We start from the raw sequence: 20369 nt of genomic DNA, 5'->3' as shown, positions 1-20369 counted from the left end.
ATGGAATTACGTGAAAAACCGGGGAAAATTCAGAAGCTTTTTGAGCTGTCGCTCCGCTTTCGCCTGATTTTTGTGCTTTTGATGGTTGGCTTTGTCGCGGCGTTCGTGGCGACGGGCTGGCAGCAGATGGGGTCTTTGCCGTTGGGTGCTTCTGAAGCTCTGGGCAGGTGGATTGCCGAGTTTACGAATGTCGCCTCCGCTTGGAATGCGTCGCAGTACATCTTTGTGGCGGGACTTTCTATGATAGTGCTTTATTTTGTATTTGGCGGAGTGCGTGGCGGTCTTGTGGGCTTGCTTGGCGTTGCGGCTTTTGTGGGGGCTCTGTTTGCGTTGGGCGGCGACGAGGACATGCTGCTGATATTTTTCGGTGCGTTTGCCGGGCTTGCGCTGCTTCTTATGCTTTTTGCCAAGTGGAGTGTCGCTTGCGCTTTGTTCCCTTTTGTGCTTTCGTGGTTGTTGCTGACCGGTTTTTTGGGATGGTTCCCGCTGATGATCGGGAAGGCGTGGCTCATGTGGGCCGTGCTTAGCACGATTGCATTTTCAGGCGTTGTTGCATGCGCCTTGATTGCGGGGAAGGAACTCGGTGAAGGTTCTCCGCAGGCTGGTGCTCTTGTGAAGGCGGGCAAAAAGATGCTTGCTCCTATTATGATTGCGTCTTTGCTTGCTATTACAGCGCTTGTAGTCGATATGAGTGTAGTTGTCGATTGGAGGCGAATCGGTATTGCCGCAATTATTTGGGTCGCTTTTAACGTGTGGTTCTTTGGATTCACGTTCGGGACGATGTCCTTTGCTCCGTGGGACCGACTCCGTGCTGGTTCCCGCCGCGTCAAGATGAGCGACAAGAAGAAAAAAGCCCCAGCAAAGAAAAGTAGGAAGTAGGCTGGGACTTCTTGTCATCCTCGGAGCGAAGCGTAGGGGATCCAGTTAAGTCTAATTTGTCTTTATCAAAAAGCGTCCTGGGCTGTTTGCCCGGGACGCTTGTTGTTGGAGTGTGGATGTTTTATTCTTTACACTCTAATTTTAGATTGTTTTGAAGTAAAAAGCCCTACTTTCGTAGAGCTTTCTATGGATAAAAAATCCATGTTGAGAAATGATGTTGAAAATTACGCGATGTTTAAGGACTGTTCCCTGATGCATTCGATTTCGTTCTTGAGTTCGATCGCGAGGGCGGCTATGTCTGCGTTCTGGCACTTGGTGCCAAGCGTATTCGCTTCACGGCCCATTTCCTGGAGGATAAACCCGAGGTTCTTGCCTTGGGCACCGCCCTTGGCGAGCGCGTCGAGGAACAGCTTGTTGTGACTGCGGAAACGCGTGATTTCTTCGTGGATGTCGAGCTTGTCAGCCATGATGCAGGCTTCTTGAAGCAGGCGGACTTCGTCGATTTCGGAATCCTTCATGAGCGTGTTGATGCGTTCGCGGAATTTGATTTTCCACGTTTCAATGCGCTGCGGATCGAGAACTTCGACCTTGTCGATGACTTCGTTCAGGTGGATGACGCGACGAGTGAGGTCTGCGGCGAGGTTCGCGCCTTCCTTTTCGCGCATGGCGATGACGCCGTCCAAAGCCTTGTCGAGTTCTGCTTTCAAGTGCTTTTCCCAGACTTCATTGTCGTTGTTGCTGTCGGTGAATTGCAAAACTTCAGGGATGGCAAGCACATGTTCAAGCTTAATGTCGCCTGCAATGCCGTACTTGGCTTGCATCGCCTTTGTGATTTCCACGAACTTAGCCACGGCGGCTTCGTTGTAGCTAACGGGAATGTTCCCAGTGTTGCCCGCTCCAAGCGTAATTGAAACGTTTACGGACCCGCGGACGAGCTTGTCCTTGATTTGTGCCTTGAAGTCATTTTCGAGGTAGGCGAAGTTCTTAGGAATCTTGCTCGAAATTTCGAGGAAGCGGCTGTTCACGCTGCGCACTTCGATAACGCATGTGATTCCTTGCAGTGTGGATTCGCTCTTGCCGAACCCGGTCATGGAGATAATGGACATAAGCTTTTTTAGGTTATAGGTTTTAGGTCACAGGGGATAGGTAAAGAATCACGCACTTCGTGCGTCTTTATATAAGGCGGCGTCGCCGCGATTATAATCCTAATACCTAACACCTAATACCTGTTACCTTATAATTTACTAATTGTTGCAACTACATGTTCGGCGCCAAAGTTCGGGAGTCCGATTGTTGTCAGGAACTTGCTTATTTTGTGGTCATTCTGGAAGTGCAAGTTTTCAATCTTGAAACTTTCCTTGTTGCACAACGTATAGAAGTCCTTCAGCGTCAAGACGCGGATGTTCGGCGTGTCGTACCATTCATAGGGGAGTTCTTTGGAAATCGGCATGCGACCGTGGAGCATCAGGCTTCCGCGGGCTGACCAGTGGCCGAAATTCGGGAACGTGACGATGACCTGCTTCGCTACGCGCAACAGCTCGTTCAAAAGTGCCACCGGGTCGCGGATTTCCTGAATCGTGCGGTTGATAATCGCGTAATCGAAACTTCCGTCTTTGATGTCCTTGAGACCGCTTTCGTCCAAGTCGCGCTGGATGACTTGCACATCGTTTTCGAGACAGTCGAGGATGCCCTTGATGTTCTTTTCGATGCCGAATCCCGTGACCTTCTTTTTGCGGATAAGGTATTCAAGCATGTCTCCGCTGCCACAGCCGAGGTCGAGCACATGGCTCCCTTCTTTAACGAGCTTGCCGATAAGGTCAAAGTCGCTCTGGTTGTGGAATACGGGAACGGCCTGCGTCCCTTTTTGCGGAATGATTTTCGAATCGAGGAAGCGCCCGACAGCTTTGCCTAATTCGCCGACTTCAATCAAGAATCCGTCGTGGCCGAATTGCGTGTCGAGTTCGAGGCTCGTGACGGATTTGCCGTCGTTCAAAAGAGCGCTCGTGATGCGGCGGCTTTCGTGCGGCGGGAAAAGCCAGTCTGTCGAAAGGTTCACGTTCAAAACTTCTGCCTTGATGTCCTTGAACGCATTTTCGATGCTGCCGTATTCCGTTTCGAGGTCGAATGCGTCGGTCGCGTGCGCGATGTGTAGATAGCTGTTCGCGTCAAAGCGATCGACAAATTTTGTTCCTTGATAACGTAAGTAGCTTTCGATGGGCAGGTTCAAGTCGAACGGAGTCGAGTAGGTGACTGCGTGGTTCCTGTTTTCCTGATCCTGCGCACGCTTGAACTTTTTCTCCATGCCCACGGCAGAGAGGTACGTGATATGTGCTAGTTTGCGTGCGTTGGCAAGTCCGATGTCTGGGCGTGTCATGCCGTCTTCGTAGTAGTCGCCACCGTGGAAGTTCGGGTCCTGCGTAATTACGTCGCGTGCCACCACTTCAAAGCCGAGCGCCTGGCTAGAGAATCGCGGAGAACTTGCGATGATGATGATGCGCTTTACCTGTTCCGGGTAGTAGATGGCCCACTTCATGGCTTGGAATCCGCCCATGGAGCCGCCAATGACACCGTAGAATTCCTTGATGCCAAGGCCGTCTGCGAGTTCTTTCTGAGCGTGCACCATGTCGCCAATCGTGATGGTGGGGAATGTGCTGCCGTAGGGCTTGCCCGTGCGCGGATTGATAGTTGCAGGGCCTGTCGTGCCTTTGCAACCGCCCAAAATGTTGCTGCAAACTACAAAGAATCTGTCTGTATCAATTGCCTTGCCTGGGCCGATGAGTTCGTCCCACCAGCCGGGCTTCTTGTCATTTTCGGTGTACCAACCAGCGGCGTGTGCATCGGCGGTCAACGGCGAACAAACCCACACGGCGTTATCGCCGGCGGCGTTCAGCGTGCCATAGGTCTCGTAACGGATGGTGAGGGCAGAGAGCGTCTTGCCGTTTTCCAACAAAAAGCCTTTATCACCATAGTCCTTGTTAAAATCCTTTGGGACAACGGGACCAAACGATTTATGCAAATATTCACTCATATGCATAAAAAATAGTAAAATGTTTGGTTCTTGGTCTTTAGTCTTTAGTCTTTAGTTAATGGTCTTTATCGGTTTGTCTTTGGGTAATAGTTTTTAACTATCGGTAGCTTGCAAATTCTGTACAAAAATTGCGTGACCTTGAATGCGTGTTTAATGTAAAACCGCTATCTAGGTCCTTCTTCGCCTAAGCGTTTTTTGAGTTCTACTTTGTACTGATACATGTTTTCATCGGCACGTTTGAAGACCGCATCGACATCGTCGCCCTTTTGGTATTCGGACATGCCGAAGGCCGCCGAGTACCGTTCCCACGGTTCAACAGAAGTATCGTTCATGGATTTTTTGAAAGCTTCTTCGGTTTCTTTCAGCAACGCGTCTCGATTCTCGTAATCGGAATTCCGCAGCAAGACTAAGAATTCGTCACCGCCAATTCTATAGACGGGGGAGTGCTTGTAAATGCCGCAGATGATATGGCATGAACCGAAAATGTACTTGTCGCCGCAGTCGTGACCGTAGTTGTCGTTGATGGCCTTGAGGTTGTTGACATCAATCATGACGATTGCGAACTCCGCTTTTTCCTTGTTGATGGAATCTTGCAAATTTTCTTTCATCTTTTCGTATGCGACTTTGCTGTTGACGTGCGTCAATGCATCCTTGAATGCGAGCTGCGTCATGCCGGCGGCTTGCTGCTTGGCTGCTCGGGCTTGTTCTTCGGCGGTCAAAATCCCTTGGACGTAATTGCGCATGTCGTTGGACATCTGGCTGATGGCGTTCGAAAGCGATTCGACTTCGTTATCTGTGTGGATGTTCGGGGCGTCAAAAACGAGTTCGTCGGGAGTCTTTTTGTTGTGGCTTTTTTCTGCAAAATGTCGGGCGCTTCGTTCTAATTCTTGAATCGGGCCTGTCACGTTATGACGTAACCAGAATATCAAGAGGAGGCCGAACAGCATGCCCAGAATAAGTGTCAACATAATGTTGTATATAATGTAATTGTTGACGGTCTTGTGCAGGTCTTCGATAGAAATATCGGCACAGAGGACTCCAAAATGGACTCCGGTTGATGTGACGTATGGCTTGCAGGCGGTATATGCTGCACCATAGTCGGAATCTTCTTCAAAAAACGATGTTTCATTTTTATTGATGGCTGCTGTATATTTTTGCACCTCTTCGGGCTGGTAAGCTGTTGTCGGTTCCAGCAGTTTCATGTCTTCTTCGCCGCGGTCCCGTTCTTCTTTGCTGGTGGCGGAACAGATGTTGAAGATTGTGTCGTTCCGCGTGAATAGCGAGTAAAGGTAGAACAGCTGGAAATCATCGACCATGCCGTTGAGCAGAGTCTGCGTTTTAGCGTATTTTTCGCTTTTTTGCCCCGTAAGCGTACATTGATAGAGGTCGTCAATGTCGGTCTGGTTGGTGATGTAATCCAGAATGGTGCTTAGCTTGTCATCGTAACGTTTGTAAAGTGATTTGGAATAGGAGAGGTAAGCTTGGATAGAAAGCAAAAAGCACAAAAAAGCGATGAACGCGGCACTGCCGAGAATAAGACTCCGGTGGATTTTTTTTCGGTGAAGTTTCATACATTGCTCCTTCTATATGCAGCTCCTCCGATTGTAAAATAAATCTTTTTTTTTGCGAATGTAAATTTTTATTGATTTTTTTGAATATTGAGCTTGGTAAAGGTTTGATAATGGTCACTTGTGTGATAAATAGTGCAGTTTTTGGCGTAAATGAGACGATTTTTCCCGCGATTGACTTCGAAATAATCGACATCCGCTTCTTTATAGCTGCCTTGCGGCAACTTTTGTTCGCGGTTGCTGAAGCTGTCTCCGCCAATCATTATACCTAGCTTTCGTTGTGGGTTGAAATTCCACCTTTCGAATTTTTTTCCGGTTTTTTCTTCGTAAAGCCGCATGGCTTCTTCCTTGTTCACGTAATTTGGCGGCAAGCGGTCGTTGTCGCAGATGTACCTGGCGACTTCGTCTTTTGTGGTGTATTGCGACGAGGCTTGCTGCGGTTTTGTGGTGACGGGTTCGTTGACGGTTGTCTGGACGGGTATATTTGTGGGTGTGTCGGTGGGTGAGGACGAAGCGTTATGGATGAGCGTTCCGCCGCCTGAGATAATTGCAAGGGCGGTGCAAAGGGTGAGTACGAGCTTGTTGGATTTCTTTTTTTTGCTAGACGAATTGCTTGTCTGATTGTTCTTTTTCTTCATGGATGACCCTTGAATGCAAATAAATTTTTTGAATAATATATATAAATGTTCTGTTTGGAGAAAAAATTTTTTTCTAAAGGTTCTATGCGGCAATATTTGTCGTTAACGGTTTCTATATATTGGTCATGGAAAAAAAATAATTGAGTTAGTCTCTTTACATATCTAGTAGAAAAAACGATATATAATGGCGGCATAAGGAGGTCTTATGAAAGATAATTATTTCGGTAGAGTTTTGAATTCCCTGAATACGGAATGTACCCGCAAAAACATTGAACTTGATTTCGTGACGCTCAAGAGCTACGAATACTGGATTCGCATGATGCGGATTTGCAAAAGCTATCCCGATGCCGACGATTGCATTTCTATCATCTCCAAGGAACGCGCTTCCCGCGTGCTGAAAGACCTCTCGGAACACTTCGAAAAGCTCAACGCCGAAGAAGACCGCCTCCCAGTTTCTGCAAAAAAACGTTTTATCAAGGAATCGAACGGGAATTATGCGGGCAAGAGGCTCCGCTGCAACGAAAACAGCGAAGATATGAGCGTTGCATACCAGCGCCGCCAAATGGCTGTCGTGCGATTCAACGATGTCATTGACCGTTCGTGTTCTGTCAGGGAAATTACGGATTTCGTGCGCAATTACCTGTGCGGCGAAGGCATTTTCGATCAGCAATCGCAAAAGGTTTTCTATGATAGTATTGTCCGTGAACTGCTCGGCTTTTTGGAAGAGAATAAAGATGTGCAAGACGCGTATTACAAACGCCTTGAAATCGTGCAGAAGTCGTTCAACTTGAGCGATGACGAAATGGAAATCTTGCTGTTTTCGTGGATTTTCTTCAACAAAGAACAGTGCAGTTCGCTTTTGGACATGATCGGTTCTCGCAGGTTCAGGGGGTCGGTGCTTCCGGACATTTTTCCGCAGCTTTACCCAGATGTCAATTTCGAAAATGCGGTCTCGAACAAGGGGACGCTTAAGCAGATGGGCCTCCTCGACGAAGACCTCGACATTTCCAAGCGCATCGGAATGTTCTTGGACGGTCATTCTGGCAACGATTTGGACAGCCTCTATTTTAGAGTCTATGAAGGCGACTCAGTCCCGTTCAAGAAGCTCTGCAACAGCAATCCGAAGGTGGAATTGGCGTTCAACATGCTCAAGCACGCCAAAGTCGGCGAAGGTTTGAACCTTTTCCTTTACGGTGTCGAAGGAACCGGCAAAACTGAACTTGCCAAAGCCATCGCGAAAAAGCTCAATCGTCCGCTCGTGCTCACAAACATCAGCATCGTCGGCGAACACCGCGAAAGCAAGGAAAATTCTGTAGTCCGCAACCGCATGGGGAGTATCCTTTACGCGGCGACAAAGTTCCAGAAAAAGAAGGCAATTCTCCTTGTCGATGAATCCGACGTTATCCTCAATTGCTGCGAAAAAGGCGCGCTGAATTTTTTCCTGGAGCAGATTAAAGTCCCTGTCATCTGGATTTCGAATACCGTGCGCTGGATTGAAAACAGTACGCTTCGCAGGTTTGATTATTCCATCCATTTCGACCGTCCCGATGCCGAAAAGCGTTTGCAGGTCTGGGAATCTGTCGTCAGTGAACAGAGCGCCTCGTCCATCATCCCGCAAGATGTCGTGAAACGGTTCTCCGAAGAATTGCAGATTACCGCAGGCGGTATCACGCAGGCCATCGTCGGAGCTAAAAAACTCGTGGAATCCGGTTGCAAAATCGACCCCGTCAAGACTATCCGCACTATTGCCGAAGCGCAATCGGAACTTTTGAATTTGGACATGGTTTACGCCAACCGCGACAGGGAAAGCCGTTCGCCCACGTATCTGCTCGATGCGCTGAACATCGATGTTGACATGAAAAACGTGCTGAAAGTCATGAGCGCATTTGACGAAAAGTGGAAACAGATGCAAGACGGAGACCGCCCCGACAGTCTCAATGTGCTCCTTTACGGTGCTCCTGGCACTGGCAAAACCGAATTCGCCAAGCACGTTGCTCGCACGCTCGGCCGTAAGCTCATCATCAAGCGCACAAGCGACTTGCTGAACTGCTATGTCGGTGAAACTGAAAAGGCTATCCGCAAGATGTTCAAGGATGCCGAAGAATCAAAGGCCATCCTCTTCCTCGATGAAGCGGACAGCCTGATTCGTGACCGCAGCGGTGCTTCGCGCAACTGGGAAGTGACCCAAGTGAACGAAATGCTCACGCAAATGGAAAGCTTCAAGGGAATCTTCATTGCCGCCACCAACTTCGAAGGCGAACTTGACACCGCATCGCGCAGACGCTTTGCGCTCAAAGTCAAGTTCGACTACCTCAAGCCGGAGGGCATCGAATCGCTGTGGCGTGGATTCTTCCCGAGCGTGCAAATGCCCGAAGCCGCCCGCAATTTGCGCATGCTCACTCCGGGCGATTTCAACGCCGTCTATAGCACGCTCCGTTTATACAACGGAAACGAACTCTCCGCCGACCGCATCATGAATTCGCTCAAGTCAGAAATCGCCTACAAGGACGGGCGCGCAGGCCGGACGATGGGGCTGTAGAGTCAAAGATTTTGCAATTTCGGGAAAAAATGGGCTAAAAGATTTTCAATTTTCGGGAAAAATCGCTTAAAAAGATTTTGCAATTTCGAGAAAAATTGGCCTAAAACATTTTGCAATTTCGGGAATTTTTGTTATACTGGAGTATCAACAAATAGATGGCGTACAAAAAAATGATGAAAAAATTTAGATCCCTTGAAGAAGAATTGAACATTGAACAGAAAAGAATGTTTCATAAATGGTTGACAAAAGCTGTTGATGATGAAAATTTTGATCTGTTTAAGAATGTTGTGAAGTTCATAGGAGAACAATGGTCCGTCATTCGAACTGTTAAATCGGAAAAATTTCATGATTTCTGCTTAAATCTTTGGAATGAAATGAAAAGTATAAAAGGTGGAACCTATAGGTGGTACGACAATAGTGAATTTAATGCATATAGTTATGAAAGTAAAATTTGTTTTTTATTGTATCCGAATAAATACAAACTAATTTATGATAAAAACAATCGTTGCAATCTTAGTAAACCGGAAAATAAAGAAAAAATTGAAAATTATTTCCTAAAAAACAGACGCGTTAAATTGAAAATTTCCAAAACAGATACGGAAAATCTTCGAAAGAATTGGCAACAAATTGTAAATGCTTTTTATGACTTGAAGTTGCATGGAAAAGGAAAAATTAAAGAAGGGGAAGGATTCTTTGAAGATTATTACATGATTGATTTTGAATCATGGTTGAATGGGATGAAAGCAAGTCAAATACCTTAAGTCTCTAAATTGCACGCGTCATCTCGGCAATGTCTAGACACTGGTAGCGAGTTCTACGCTGACAATCTTCGCCGTTGTCAGCGGCGAATTCCACATGGCCTTCGTAATGGCTGTGATAATGCCCGTAAAACCAAAGGGCGGGCTTAATTTGCGACAGTACATAATCCAGATACTTGCGGGATTCAATAATCTTTAGCCAGGTTTCATCACGAACATAATTCGTTTGCACAAGGGGCGGGTCAAATGAAAGCGGAGCCTCGTGCGATACGGCGATATCAACGGCAGTGGGGAATCCTTCGGCTATCGGCACAGGAGCCTCGTCTGGCCACCAGACGCGTTTAGATGAACCGAATTTGATTAGGGAATCGTTTATCATACGCCGTGACTTGCGGGTCAGCGGATCAATCAAATCTATGTCAGCAGAAACAGCCCCGCCGATGGGGTAAATTCTTTTACCGCAAAGTTCAATTATGCGATGGTCCGGCAAAAATTGCAACCGCTCAAAATCGTGTTTGCCATCGAAAAACGCAGGATTGTCATGATTACCGCGAATCGTGTATATGCAAATGTCATTCTGTTCAAGTGTTGTACGTACTTTGCTGTAGGCGACTTCCATCGATTTCGGACGACCGAAACCTGCGCCAAAATCACCGACAACTAGGATGTCGGCGCACGACACCCCTCGATTTGCTGCATTTCGGACAAGTCCGGACAATTCACCGTGAACGTCCCCGCAAATCCAAAGCTGCCGTTCTGAGCGCTTCTCGCAAACCATACTCTGTCACCACCGCGACCAGCATTGTCATCCCCGCGACCTGTGCTGAGCCTGCCGAAGTAAGGCGGGGATCTCCATTCATTATCGCATCAGGTTCACCACGATTTTAACCATCATTTCCATGTCTTCGGGGCGGCTTTCGGCAATCATCAGTGTCATGGCCACGAGCGTCGCATCGGCGATACGCTTGGAACCGTCACCTTTATACAAAATGCCGTTATTCTGCAAGAACCACAAGAAGAGTGTCGCTGCAATTCGCTTGTTGCCGTCACTAAACGAATGATTTTTTGTGACGAGATAGAGGAGCGTTGCCGCCTTCTGCTCGACACTCGGGTATAATTCCACACCGCCAAAAGTCTGGTAAATCTGCCCGATGCTGCTCTTGAAAGAATCGTCTTTCTCGTGCCCGAACAGCTCGCTGCCTCCGAACTTGTCCTTGAGTCCCAGAATCGCCGCCATCGCGTTCTCGTAGGTCGCGTGGAATTTTTCTGCGGCAGCACTCTTGCGGAGCGTTAGTCTCTGGTAATCGTAATCGTCGAGCGTGTCAAGTGCAAAAGCGTAATCCGTCACTACATCAACGAGCGACTGCGTATCAATATCTTTTTTGTTCTGCATAAAGCCTCCAAATGAGCAATATATTCCCTTATAGTTTAATGGGTGTGAATATTCTTTTGTGCGTGAAACGTAATGGAATGTTTTTGGTTGAATTGTCCGTAATTTTGATGATTGCTAGTTCGGCATTGTTAATCTCATTTTCTGCAAACTCTTCAAAACTATCTGTCATCTTATCATCGAACATAAAAATTCCTTTGCTTGATTGTAAATATATCAAGCGAATGCGACAATTACTGACGTACTGAAAGGGCGTTTGCGAAAAAAGACTCCTATTGACATTTCATAGCGATTTGCATATATTTGTAGTGAACAAATGTGTAAACTAGGTAGTCTATGCCGAACGAAAACGAAATTTTGCCGCTACAGTCTGACTTCGAACAGATCAAAAAGACCAGTGCCGATGGCAGCTTTTTTGGAGTGCCAGGGAACTTTCTTCTGCACTAGGCTACAGCACTTACCAGAAATTCAGTCGTATCCTAGACAAATCGATGACGGCTGCACAAGTAAAGGGCATGAATTTGGCAACCCATTTTAACCGAGTGGTTGAAATGGTTAAGCTCGGGTCAGGGGCTTTTCGCGAAGTGGAAAATATCCATCTTTCCCGCGAAGCATGCCTTTTAATTGCGGAAAATGCAGACCGCAAAAAAACTCAAGTACAGATGGCCTTGAAATATTTTTCACAAGGTGATAAGCCGCTTCCAACAGCCGCAAACGCTGATTTTTCAAGCATTTTGCTGTATAAGACAAGCCAAGGTGAATCGCGCATTGAGGTGATTTTCAATAACGATACGTTCTGGATGCCGCAAAAACGTATGGCGGAACTGTACGGGGTGGAAGTCAACACAATCAATTACCATCTCAAGGAAATTTACGCCAGCGGAGAGCTTACTGAATCGGCAACTATTCGAAAAATTGGAATAGTTCAAAACGAAGGTGATCGTGAGGTGACGCGTCCGCAAATGTTGTACAACCTTGATGCCATCATCGCTGTCGGCTACCGCGTGAACAGTTATCAGGCGACGCAGTTCCGCATTTGTTCAAAATCGAGAGTTCCTTTCTGATTTCGACAAGATTGTCAAGAAACTTGAGAAGGAAATGAGGTAAGGTTAATAATTTGAATTAGTTACAAATCGCCTCAGTAATGAGAATGCAAGGATGACGCTTCGCGTTTGTGCTGGATAACCTTGCACGTCATTGTTAGCCGCAAGAGATGGCGGATCTGGTCCGCCATGACGCCATATTTGGAATAGGTGTAATCAAGTATATAATTTCCAAAAATCTGGTATATACGTGACTCGGTTACGTTTCAGCTTTTTAATCCATGAGGAGTTTTTTTCGTAGGCTGATTTTCCGCATAGCACCCACAGCACGTCGATGGGGCGTTTGGTGTTGAATTTTGGCGGTGGGGCGTAGCCATCGGTAAAATAAATTAGTCCGTCGTATTCAGGGTGTGCACAGTAATAGTCGGTGGCTGGTTGAAAATTTGTGCCGCCGCGACCTATGATTTTTACAGTCTTGCACGCTTTTTTTAAAGGCTCGGGTTCACTTTGAATTTCTGCATCGAATTGCAAAATATCCAATTTCTCGATGCCGTATTTGAAAAGGCGATTAATCACTGAAAAGAAAAATTGCAAGCTTTTGTTGGTGATAGATCCGCTCACGTCAACCGCAATAAGCAAGTTCGTCGAAAGCTCGTAGCGGCTGCCCATGGCGTTAAAACCGAAACGGCGATTGGGCCGCATGCGTGTGAGTCTTCGCTTGCTCGAAATGACCGAAGTTTTGAATTGGCTTAGCATTTTTCGGTAGTCCATATCGACTTTCATGCTTGCCTTAATAATGCCTTGCAACTTGCCGGGAATCGACCCCCAATTGTTGCTCGCTTCGGCAATTTCGATAAAACCGTTTATATCGCAACAGGCCGATTCGTCTTCGTCCCATAACTCTGCGATTTGAGCATCACGTTCGTTTTGCGTATCGCTTTTCACCAGCGAGTTGCGAGAATTGTTGCCTTGATGGACTCCGCTTTGCATTCCTGATTTTTCGCCATCCTGATGTTCTTCACTTTGCGTAGATCCGCTGACATTTATTTTATCACCGTTGCCGTTGGCTCTGCTTTTTTCTGAAGCTCTTTCGTCCTGTTCTCCAGATTCGCTATTTATCAATATTTCGACTGCGTGTTTTTCGCTTTGAAATCTTCCTCCGTTCGCAGGCATCTCGGCGCCATCCGATGTCACAGCCATTTCTTTCAGCAGGTTGTAGTATTCCTCGAAACACTGCCCACAAGGCAAATCTAATTCCGTGCCGCTCATTTGATTCTTGACAGCCTGCGAAATCTCATAAACATCGGCTATTGTCGCGTTGCTCGCCCGCGTGAGTAGTGGCTTCGATGCAAATGGGGGCTGTCGCTGGTAGGGGTGTTTCAGCAAAATGCGGAACATTTCAATTCTCAAAAATTCCGCCAACGTTACGTCTGTGACTTTATCCAAAATTTTTGGAGCAATTTCGACTTTTCTGTTGCCAGTTCTCATCGCCACGTTCAACGAATCGTTCTCGCAAAATTCGTGACTACAGTACACCGCGAATAATAGCGGTTCCGTCAAGAACCATCGTTCGCCAATCTTCTTTATTCTATCTATAACGCCCATATTGTGTCCATTCAGTTTTGTCGCTCGAAGGTAATGCAATTCTGGATTCCCTTCCTGATGGTCGAGAAAGACGCGTTCCAGAGTCGGTCGAGGATGACAGGCTTCGAGGATGACTGTTCCAAGATGACTTCATCAAATTGACTTGACAAATTCCGTAATTTTCTTATAAAGTTTTGGACATTGCATAACGATAAACGCCATAACCGTGGGGTATAGTGAAGATGAGTATAAGTTTGCAAAATGTGCCTGTGCTTCGCGAAATTTTTCTCCTGAGAGGTACTCGAAATACGCGGAAAAGTTCTTCGCTACTTTTGCTGTATCTTGCTCGTCGTAATTTTTCGTTTCGATAAAGCGGAAAATAGATTCGTTCACGGCGGCAAGTTCCGGCGTTGAGCACTTTTTCAGTGCTGCCTTTTGTTTTGCAAAATCGCCAAGCAAAATTTCTTTCGCACTTGGCAAACGTTTCTGGTTGATTGTCGCAAAGAACTTGGTTGCGGCTGGCATGCCGACAATGCCTGCAATGATCGTTTTTAAAAGCGGCGAAACTTCGTTCGTTTGCAATACTTTTGATACGCGTTCCCATCCGCGACGGTCGGGTGATTTTTCAAGCCCTTGGTCTTCGCGAGTAAAAGCGGCGCCGTCAAGCATTTCTGGATTTTCTGAGATAAAGTCAATCACGCGGCTGTCCAACCCAGCCCTTGATGCCCACAACAACCATTCCTGTGCGGTGGGCTTGAATTCGTAAATGTTAAAGCGGCTCACAAGTGCCGGATCCAAATCTGTCAACTGATATTCTTCGCCATCGTTCACTGCGCTAATCACACGCGAACCCTCGGGCAATTTGCGGCCTGCAAGCGTGCGGTTTAGCGTCAAATCCATAATAGTCTGCAAAACTTCGGGGCGGGCACGATTGAGTTCGTCCAAAAACAGCACCACAGGCTTGTTGTCGGTCGGAAACCAGTAAGGCGGCATAAAAATTGTTTTGCCGGTTGTCTCGTCAAGTCGCGGGAGGCCTATCAAGTCGCCGGGATCGCTCATCTGCCCAAGGAACAAAATCACCACGCGTTCGCCTCGTGATGTAAAGAACTTTTCTAAAATTTGCGATTTACCGATTCCGTGTTTGCCCGTGAGCATTATGTTCTGTGATGCAGGCGTTGCCGCTAATAAACTTTCCAATTCACGTGCATTAATTCGGACTGACATAAAATCCTCCTTTTACCTTCAATGCATATTTGTGACATCTTTCGTCATTAAAATGTTTACCGAAAAGGGCAATGTTTTGAGAAATTCTTCAATCTGCCGCAGTTCTTCGGACAACGCAGAAATCCTCTTCGCAAAATTCTTGCTGTTCAGCACGATTTCGACGGAGCTTCCATTTCCGATTTCGATTTGAAGTAATTGCTGACTCACTTTGTCAACAATATTCCATCTGTACCCCTTTATTGACAGCACCTGCGAAACTCCTGCCTTGATGCTGTTCTTCGTCATCTCTTCGAGTTTGGCGTTCTTTTCCAATTGGATACGTTTCGTTTCTAATTCTTCGAGGTAGAGGGGAAATTTATTAATAAAATTTTCGAATTTTTTTATTGTTTGAGATAAGTCGCAAAAATCTGCTTTTTGTAAAATGGGATTCATCCCTTCGAAGTTGAAGTGTAAATAGTATGTTGAAGAAGTCAAAATAATTTCAATGGACGAATTTGCTGTTCCAAAAGCTTCGACAATTCTGATTCCGCCAATTTTATCGCCCGGCAAGAAATATTCGCTAGTGCTCTTTTTCTCCCGCAAGATGACGCAATTGCATTCAGGATGCCTAAATTTCACATCGTTATAGGCACTCAAAAATTCACCCTCGGAAGGTGAATCCCCACGCGTGCCAGTCACAAGAATGTTGGGAACTCGTTTTTCCCAAAATTTTTGGACGAGTTTTTTTAATGATTCTTCTTTAGTCATATTCCTTTTCATTTCTTATAGGAATATAACTTTCGGATGCGTCAAATAATGACGCTTAGTGAAAAAGTTGAAAGAAATATTTTAAAACCCTTAAAATTCAAAGTTGCCAGTTACGGCACGTGAATTTTACGCATAAATATTCAATAAATATTCCGCGTATTCCTTGAGACGTTTTTGCAACGAGGCCGGTTTCACCACGCGTGCGACATTCGAGAAGGACACAACCCAGTTGAACAAAAGCTGGTTGATTTCAGCCTTCATTTTTACTGTGATTTTGCCGTTTTTTGCTTTGCCAATGTTCATGGAGCGATTGAACGGATTCTCTTGGAGATAAAGGCGGGCGCGGCTTTCAAATTCGATTTCGACATCTTCAAGTTTCGGTTCCTGACCGCTCATGAATGCTGCTCCCGATGCAACTTGCCTACGTAATTTATCTAAAATCTTAGGATCTTCGACGAACATTTCTTTTGCAAGTTTTACGTTTTTAATGCGGCGGAACTTGAGTGTATATGTGTTGCCGTCTTGCCGTTGGCATCCCACATAAAGTTCGTCTTCGTAAATGATAATCATCAGCGGAATGCGTGTCGATTGCTTGTCTGCATCTTCAGTCATGTATGTCACGTCAATTTTGCGGTGGTCATGAATCGCCTGCAAAATCGTCCGAATCTTTTCGCTTGCGTCTTCTTCGATGTTTGGCGGTGTGCCCATGAAAAGAATCTTCGTGTTGAGTTCTTCGCCAAGATGCCTAAGCGATTTTTGTTCTCGGTTCGGCAAACTTTTTTCGATGCGTTCCAAAAGCTGTGTGATGATTTCGCTTGTGGCCGGGTAAATGTTCGCAATCCGTTTCAGAAAAACGAAATGGAGCATCGTATTTTCGAAGTTCGGGAACAGGAGTCTTTCGGCGTTGCGGAGCGCAGAGGTATAATACGAGGTACGACCAACCGTATCTACTGCGATGTAGCGACCACCATCCATCTCCGAAAGAAATCGCATGTCACGCTGTACATTGCGGCGTTCTTCTGCGGGGATGTTGAATGCTTCCATCAAGTCGTTGATGGTGAATTTCTTTTCTGGATTTGAAATCACTTTTGCAAAAAGTTGCACCGTCCGTTCGCCGCGAGTCATGTCCGCCATAGAAACTCCTGAATTTGTTCAATTCAAAATATAATCAAAAAGTAGAACGTTGAAAAATGTTTATTCCGAATACGACAAATGCGGTCGCATTGGCTGGTGGAGGCAAACGCAAAAAAGGTGCTCCGCTTGGAACACCTGTTTTTAAGTTTTGGATTGACGGCTTTGCCGTCCGTGGCTGCGGCTCACCAATAAAAATATGCTAGCATATTTTTGCTGGATTCGCCTTGCTCACTATTCTATCGCGTCCTTGCTGACGCTCCAGAATGACAGTTGTGCTTACTTGTACAAGTGAGCAAACCCGCCAAAACGGAGCTTATAAGTAGTAGAACTTTAATGGCGAAAGAGAATAAGTCGCAAAGCGAACAATTCCGCACCGAAGGGAGGACCTGTGAGCGTGCGAGCTTATTCTCTACAGTTTACAATTACTTGTAGTGAGCAAAAAAACGCCCGGTATTAACCGGGCGTTTTTGCGAGAGCGAGGCGAAGACGGAGGTTCTATATTGCGATAGAGCCGAGCGGTCTTCTTAGTAAAGCAAAGCGAAAACCATGCCCGGACGGAAGTACTTACCAGCGGTGTACTTGAGTGCCGTGCTGTGGAGGAGCGTGAAGAGCTCGTTCACATCGACCTTGTTGCTCTTCGCAATGGCGCCGAAAGATTTCGTGAAGGCGGCGAGATTGCGCGGGAGCTTCGGACTGATACGGGAGTCGGCGAGGAGTGCGCCCTTCTTCAAGAGTTCCTTGTGCATCTTGTCGGCGGCTGTTGCGCTGAGGCCGAACTTTGCAACGAGAGCTTCCGGGTGGAGGCGGCAAGAGCCGTTGAATCCTTCCGGTGCTGCAAACGGAACGCGTGCTTCGTCATAGAGGTTTCCGATCATGGAATCGGCGAGCACGGAGGCTTCCTTTTCCAAACCGTGGAACATCATGGCGGTCATGATGCTGTACTGAATACCAATCCAAACGTCGTGAGCCTGGAAGTTGAATTCGTCGAGCGGAGAACCGTCCTTACGAACAAGGTTTGCAGCACCGATGAGCGGACTGTTGGCCTTATAGTTCGTATTGAAAATTCTGAGCAAGTTAGACTTTGCCTTTGCGCTGTCGGTGATTGGTTCGAGGTCGAGCAAGCGGAGGTAAGTGTCTGCAAGCATCGTATCGGCGAACACGTCGTCGCAGTCGTTAGCAATCTTTGCTTCCCAGCTCTTGGTGAAGGCTTCCTTGCACTGAGCCGTAATCCAAGCCTTCTTGAGGCCGCGGAGTTCGTTCTTGGAGAGGTCTTCGCCGTCCGGGATTTCGCCTGCGCAGAGCCATTCATTGATGGCCTTCACGCCTGCGTTCGGATCTTCCGGGAGTTCCAGAGAAACTTTCACGGCTTCGCGGAGTTCGGCATACTTTTCGACGTTCAAGTCCTTCATTTCCATCGGGGTCACGAAGAAGCGGAAGTAGCCTTCGTTTTCGTCCCAGAGGGATTCGGTGAATTCCTTGTTGGCGGCTTCGGACTTGGCGTTCCACTTGGCGGCCTGGTCGTTATCACCGAGGAGTTCAGCAATCTTGGCTGCAGCGCGGAGGCCTGCAATCCAGAGGGAACCGCAATAGACGGAAATACCGTAGCTGCAGAGGTTGTCGAACGTGTCGTCAGTACCATGCGTGAGCGGGAAGTTTTCGCCCGGATTCACCATCTTTTCGAGGTATTCCATAGCGGCGTAAACGGCTTCCTTGCAATCGGCGAGGCACTGCATGTCCTTCGTCTTGTGGTAGTGGCGGTAGACCATGAGCACGTATTTCGGAGCGAGGTCCTTCCATTCCTTAACGTTGTGCCAGTCGTAGGCATCCGGTTCGGCGTCGAAGGGGCTTCCGAGGTCGTGAATCACTGCACCACGTACAGCGCGCGGGCCTTCAAGCTTCGGGTCCGGGAGGTCGGCGTAGGGGAGGTTCACAAATTCGTGGTGACGGCGACGGTTTTCGTTCACGGCGAGAATGGCATCGCCAAAGCGCTTCATCACAACGCCATCGAGGCGCGGCATGAGGGCGAGCAAGCTAAAGCTGCCGTAGAAGTAAACGTCGAGAGAGTTGAAGAACGGATAGTCGGCGCATTCACGAACAAGGAAGCGGTCTTCCTTGTCCCACACGGTGGCTTCGGCGAGGAAGCTGAGCGTGTTGATGGCGAGGCTCTTGAATTCTGCTTGCTTGGCGGCAGTCTTGTAGAGCTTTGCAACCGGCTTCTTCGGAACAAGGTTTTCGAAAGCCTTGAGGCGATCGTCAAAAGTCTTGTCGGCGGCGAGAGCTTCCGTGAGGAGAGCGACCACTCGGCCGTATGCTTCCGGGTAGAATGCGGTGTACTTCTTGGCGGAAGTGAGCTTGTTCAGCTTGATTTCCGGGAAGTCAAGCACCATGTTGAACTGGAAGGAGACCTTCTGCTTCGGCTTGAGGACTGCGGTCACTGCAATGGCGCCTGCAATCGTTTCACGTCCGCTATAGACGTTCTTGACCCAGGAATTTGCAACGCGACCGCTCTGGAGTGCTGCCTTCAAGACGGCCTTCGCATCGTCCTGATAGAACATCGGCTTCACGGAAACGTTGAGGTTGTCCTTCTTGTTCCAAGCCACACTCACGCCCATGCAACCGTTGAAGTCGCTTTCGGCAAGAGCCTTTTCGTTATAGAATTCGATACCGCGAACAGAGCGACCATCTTCGAGTTCCTTGTCGAACTGCACACCCTTCGGGAAACGTGCGGATGGCACAAGCACAAAGCTGGAGTCCTGAACGCCTTGGCGGTCCTTCTTCGCCATGTAGCCCGTGATGCTGTCCTGAATCTGGACAATCGTCACTTCGCGGGTTTCCTTGGTGTTGTTTTCAAGCGTGAAGACGGTGGCGTTTACCGGGAGGCTGGAGAGGCGTTCGTCGCCCGGAGTCACGTAGCTGGACTGCGTCTTGGTGATGGAAACACCCTTGCCTTCGTAAACGGTTTCGCTGACCGGATAGAGGGCCGTATATTTCATCTTGGCGGCGTCATAACCCGGCTGGCCGAGGAATTCGCTGTCGTTTGCCCAAGCGGCGGTGAGGGCGCCTTCTCGGGCGGCCTTTTCGCCAACCATGCCGTCGAAGAAGTCGATGAGCACGGCGCGGTTGATGGCGGCGGTGTCCTTGCCTGCGGCGATCAAAGCCTGGGTGCGGTCGCTGAACTGGATGTGCCAGCGTTCAAAAGCGGCCTTGTTCGTTTCGAAGAAAGTCTTGTCGGCGAGAACCTTGTTGAGCTTGGCTTCGGCCTTCTTCTGGTCCTTCATGTCGGCGTCGCCGAAAACGCGTGCGCCGCTCTCGTCGAGGAGCGGGAAGTTGTTGTTGAAAATGCCGAATGCGGCGAAGTTGCCGATCACGAGCGCAGCCTTTGCGCTGAGCACAGCTTCCTTGAAGAAGAAGTTGTTGAAGCGGAGGTCAGAAGACTTTTCGGTGCGAACCTGGACGCCCGGCATCACGTTCATCACGGGAGTCGTGCCTGCAGGCGTTGCGGTAAACGTAGAACCAATACCACCCACGGCAATACCCGTGGTGGAAGGAGTTGTAGAAAGCGGGGTGTACCACGGCTGGATAAATTCCACGGCGAGGCCCGGGGTCATCAATTTTTGGACAGTTCCGGCCTGTTTTGCACCGGCGAGATAATCTTTAATGCTCATAATGAGATCCGATATTTAAAGGTTTATACGCGGAGAAAGATAGCAATTAGACGAAAGAACGCGGCTACGCCGCTATAGACGAAAGACGAAAGAAGGGGGGAGCGATGAGGGATGTGCTATGAGTGATGAGTAATGAGGAATGAGCAATGAGGGGTGAGGGGTGGCTGTAGGC

The 20369-nt window shown here is 47.9% G+C and carries 16 protein-coding genes and 1 pseudogene; 5 read left to right on the top strand and 12 right to left on the bottom strand.

The genetic code is table 11. The features are described 5' to 3' along the window. Entirely contained in the window at nucleotides 1-879 is an 879-nt protein-coding gene (locus IKG78_RS09600) for a hypothetical protein (protein ID WP_290942764.1), read from the top strand. Nucleotides 880-1103: 224 nt separating this feature from the next. On the opposite strand, the gene IKG78_RS09595 is transcribed toward IKG78_RS09600, so the two are convergent. The 4 genes from IKG78_RS09595 to IKG78_RS09580 all read right to left on the bottom strand — a co-directional run bounded on the left by IKG78_RS09595 (nucleotide 1104) and on the right by IKG78_RS09580 (nucleotide 6113). Further along, the gene (locus IKG78_RS09595) at nucleotides 1104-1985 is read right to left on the bottom strand and encodes a YicC/YloC family endoribonuclease (protein WP_290942762.1); all 882 of its coding nucleotides are present in this window, start codon (nucleotides 1983-1985) and stop codon (nucleotides 1104-1106) included. Nucleotides 1986-2113: 128 nt separating this feature from the next. Next, nucleotides 2114-3895: a homoserine O-acetyltransferase gene (locus IKG78_RS09590; protein ID WP_290942760.1), complete on the bottom strand. Its 1782-nt coding sequence runs from the start codon at nucleotides 3893-3895 to the stop codon at nucleotides 2114-2116. A gap of 176 nt (nucleotides 3896-4071) precedes the next feature. Then, nucleotides 4072-5478: a diguanylate cyclase gene (locus tag IKG78_RS09585; protein WP_290942758.1), complete on the bottom strand. Its 1407-nt coding sequence runs from the start codon at nucleotides 5476-5478 to the stop codon at nucleotides 4072-4074. 68 nt (nucleotides 5479-5546) lie between these two features. After that, entirely contained in the window at nucleotides 5547-6113 is a 567-nt protein-coding gene (locus tag IKG78_RS09580; protein ID WP_290942756.1) for a ribonuclease domain-containing protein, read from the bottom strand. Nucleotides 6114-6318: 205 nt separating this feature from the next. Here IKG78_RS09580 and IKG78_RS09575 point away from each other — a divergent pair, with 205 nt between their 5' ends. Then, the gene (locus IKG78_RS09575; protein ID WP_290942754.1) at nucleotides 6319-8652 is read left to right on the top strand and encodes an AAA family ATPase; all 2334 of its coding nucleotides are present in this window, start codon (nucleotides 6319-6321) and stop codon (nucleotides 8650-8652) included. Between the two features lie 170 nt (nucleotides 8653-8822). Beyond that, entirely contained in the window at nucleotides 8823-9413 is a 591-nt protein-coding gene (locus IKG78_RS09570) for a hypothetical protein (protein ID WP_290942752.1), read from the top strand. A gap of 4 nt (nucleotides 9414-9417) precedes the next feature. Here the strand turns inward: IKG78_RS09570 and IKG78_RS09565 are convergent, their stop codons facing one another. The 3 genes and pseudogenes from IKG78_RS09565 to IKG78_RS09555 all read right to left on the bottom strand — a co-directional run bounded on the left by IKG78_RS09565 (nucleotide 9418) and on the right by IKG78_RS09555 (nucleotide 10987). Beyond that, nucleotides 9418-10188: a metallophosphoesterase gene (locus IKG78_RS09565; protein ID WP_290942750.1), complete on the bottom strand. Its 771-nt coding sequence runs from the start codon at nucleotides 10186-10188 to the stop codon at nucleotides 9418-9420. An 81-nt stretch (nucleotides 10189-10269) separates the two neighbouring features. After that, nucleotides 10270-10782 (bottom strand): annotated as a pseudogene (locus tag IKG78_RS09560) (Fic family protein); the annotation flags it as partial. Nucleotides 10783-10831: 49 nt separating this feature from the next. Continuing rightward, nucleotides 10832-10987: a hypothetical protein gene (locus tag IKG78_RS09555; RefSeq protein WP_290942746.1), complete on the bottom strand. Its 156-nt coding sequence runs from the start codon at nucleotides 10985-10987 to the stop codon at nucleotides 10832-10834. Nucleotides 10988-11351: 364 nt separating this feature from the next. Here IKG78_RS09555 and rhuM point away from each other — a divergent pair, with 364 nt between their 5' ends. After that, nucleotides 11352-11864, top strand: coding sequence for a RhuM family protein (gene rhuM, locus IKG78_RS09550; protein WP_290942744.1), 513 nt, complete (start codon nucleotides 11352-11354; stop codon nucleotides 11862-11864). A gap of 195 nt (nucleotides 11865-12059) precedes the next feature. Here the strand turns inward: rhuM and IKG78_RS09545 are convergent, their stop codons facing one another. From IKG78_RS09545 to IKG78_RS09530, 4 genes are all read right to left on the bottom strand, one after another. Then, nucleotides 12060-13448, bottom strand: a complete 1389-nt coding sequence (locus IKG78_RS09545) for a VWA-like domain-containing protein (RefSeq protein WP_290942742.1) — start codon at nucleotides 13446-13448, stop codon at nucleotides 12060-12062. 132 nt (nucleotides 13449-13580) lie between these two features. Next, complete coding sequence (locus IKG78_RS09540) at nucleotides 13581-14651, bottom strand: AAA family ATPase (protein ID WP_290942739.1); 1071 nt, start codon at nucleotides 14649-14651, stop codon at nucleotides 13581-13583. A gap of 18 nt (nucleotides 14652-14669) precedes the next feature. Next, the gene (locus tag IKG78_RS09535; RefSeq protein WP_290942737.1) at nucleotides 14670-15398 is read right to left on the bottom strand and encodes a hypothetical protein; all 729 of its coding nucleotides are present in this window, start codon (nucleotides 15396-15398) and stop codon (nucleotides 14670-14672) included. A gap of 126 nt (nucleotides 15399-15524) precedes the next feature. Then, nucleotides 15525-16532, bottom strand: a complete 1008-nt coding sequence (locus IKG78_RS09530) for a WYL domain-containing protein (protein ID WP_290942735.1) — start codon at nucleotides 16530-16532, stop codon at nucleotides 15525-15527. A 56-nt stretch (nucleotides 16533-16588) separates the two neighbouring features. Between IKG78_RS09530 and IKG78_RS09525 the strand changes: the two genes are divergently transcribed. Next, a complete protein-coding gene (locus IKG78_RS09525) occupies nucleotides 16589-16735 on the top strand; it encodes a hypothetical protein (protein WP_290942733.1) in 147 nt (48 codons plus the stop codon). Nucleotides 16736-17056: 321 nt separating this feature from the next. Here the strand turns inward: IKG78_RS09525 and IKG78_RS09520 are convergent, their stop codons facing one another. After that, a complete protein-coding gene (locus IKG78_RS09520; RefSeq protein ID WP_290942731.1) occupies nucleotides 17057-20197 on the bottom strand; it encodes a GH116 family glycosyl hydrolase in 3141 nt (1046 codons plus the stop codon). Nucleotides 20198-20369 lie beyond the last annotated feature (172 nt).

Origin of the sequence: Fibrobacter sp., assembly GCF_017545445.1 — a bacterium.
Taxonomy (GTDB): domain Bacteria; phylum Fibrobacterota; class Fibrobacteria; order Fibrobacterales; family Fibrobacteraceae; genus Fibrobacter.
Note: the sequence above shows the minus strand (reverse complement) of the source record. Positions and strands in the feature narration are given on the sequence as shown.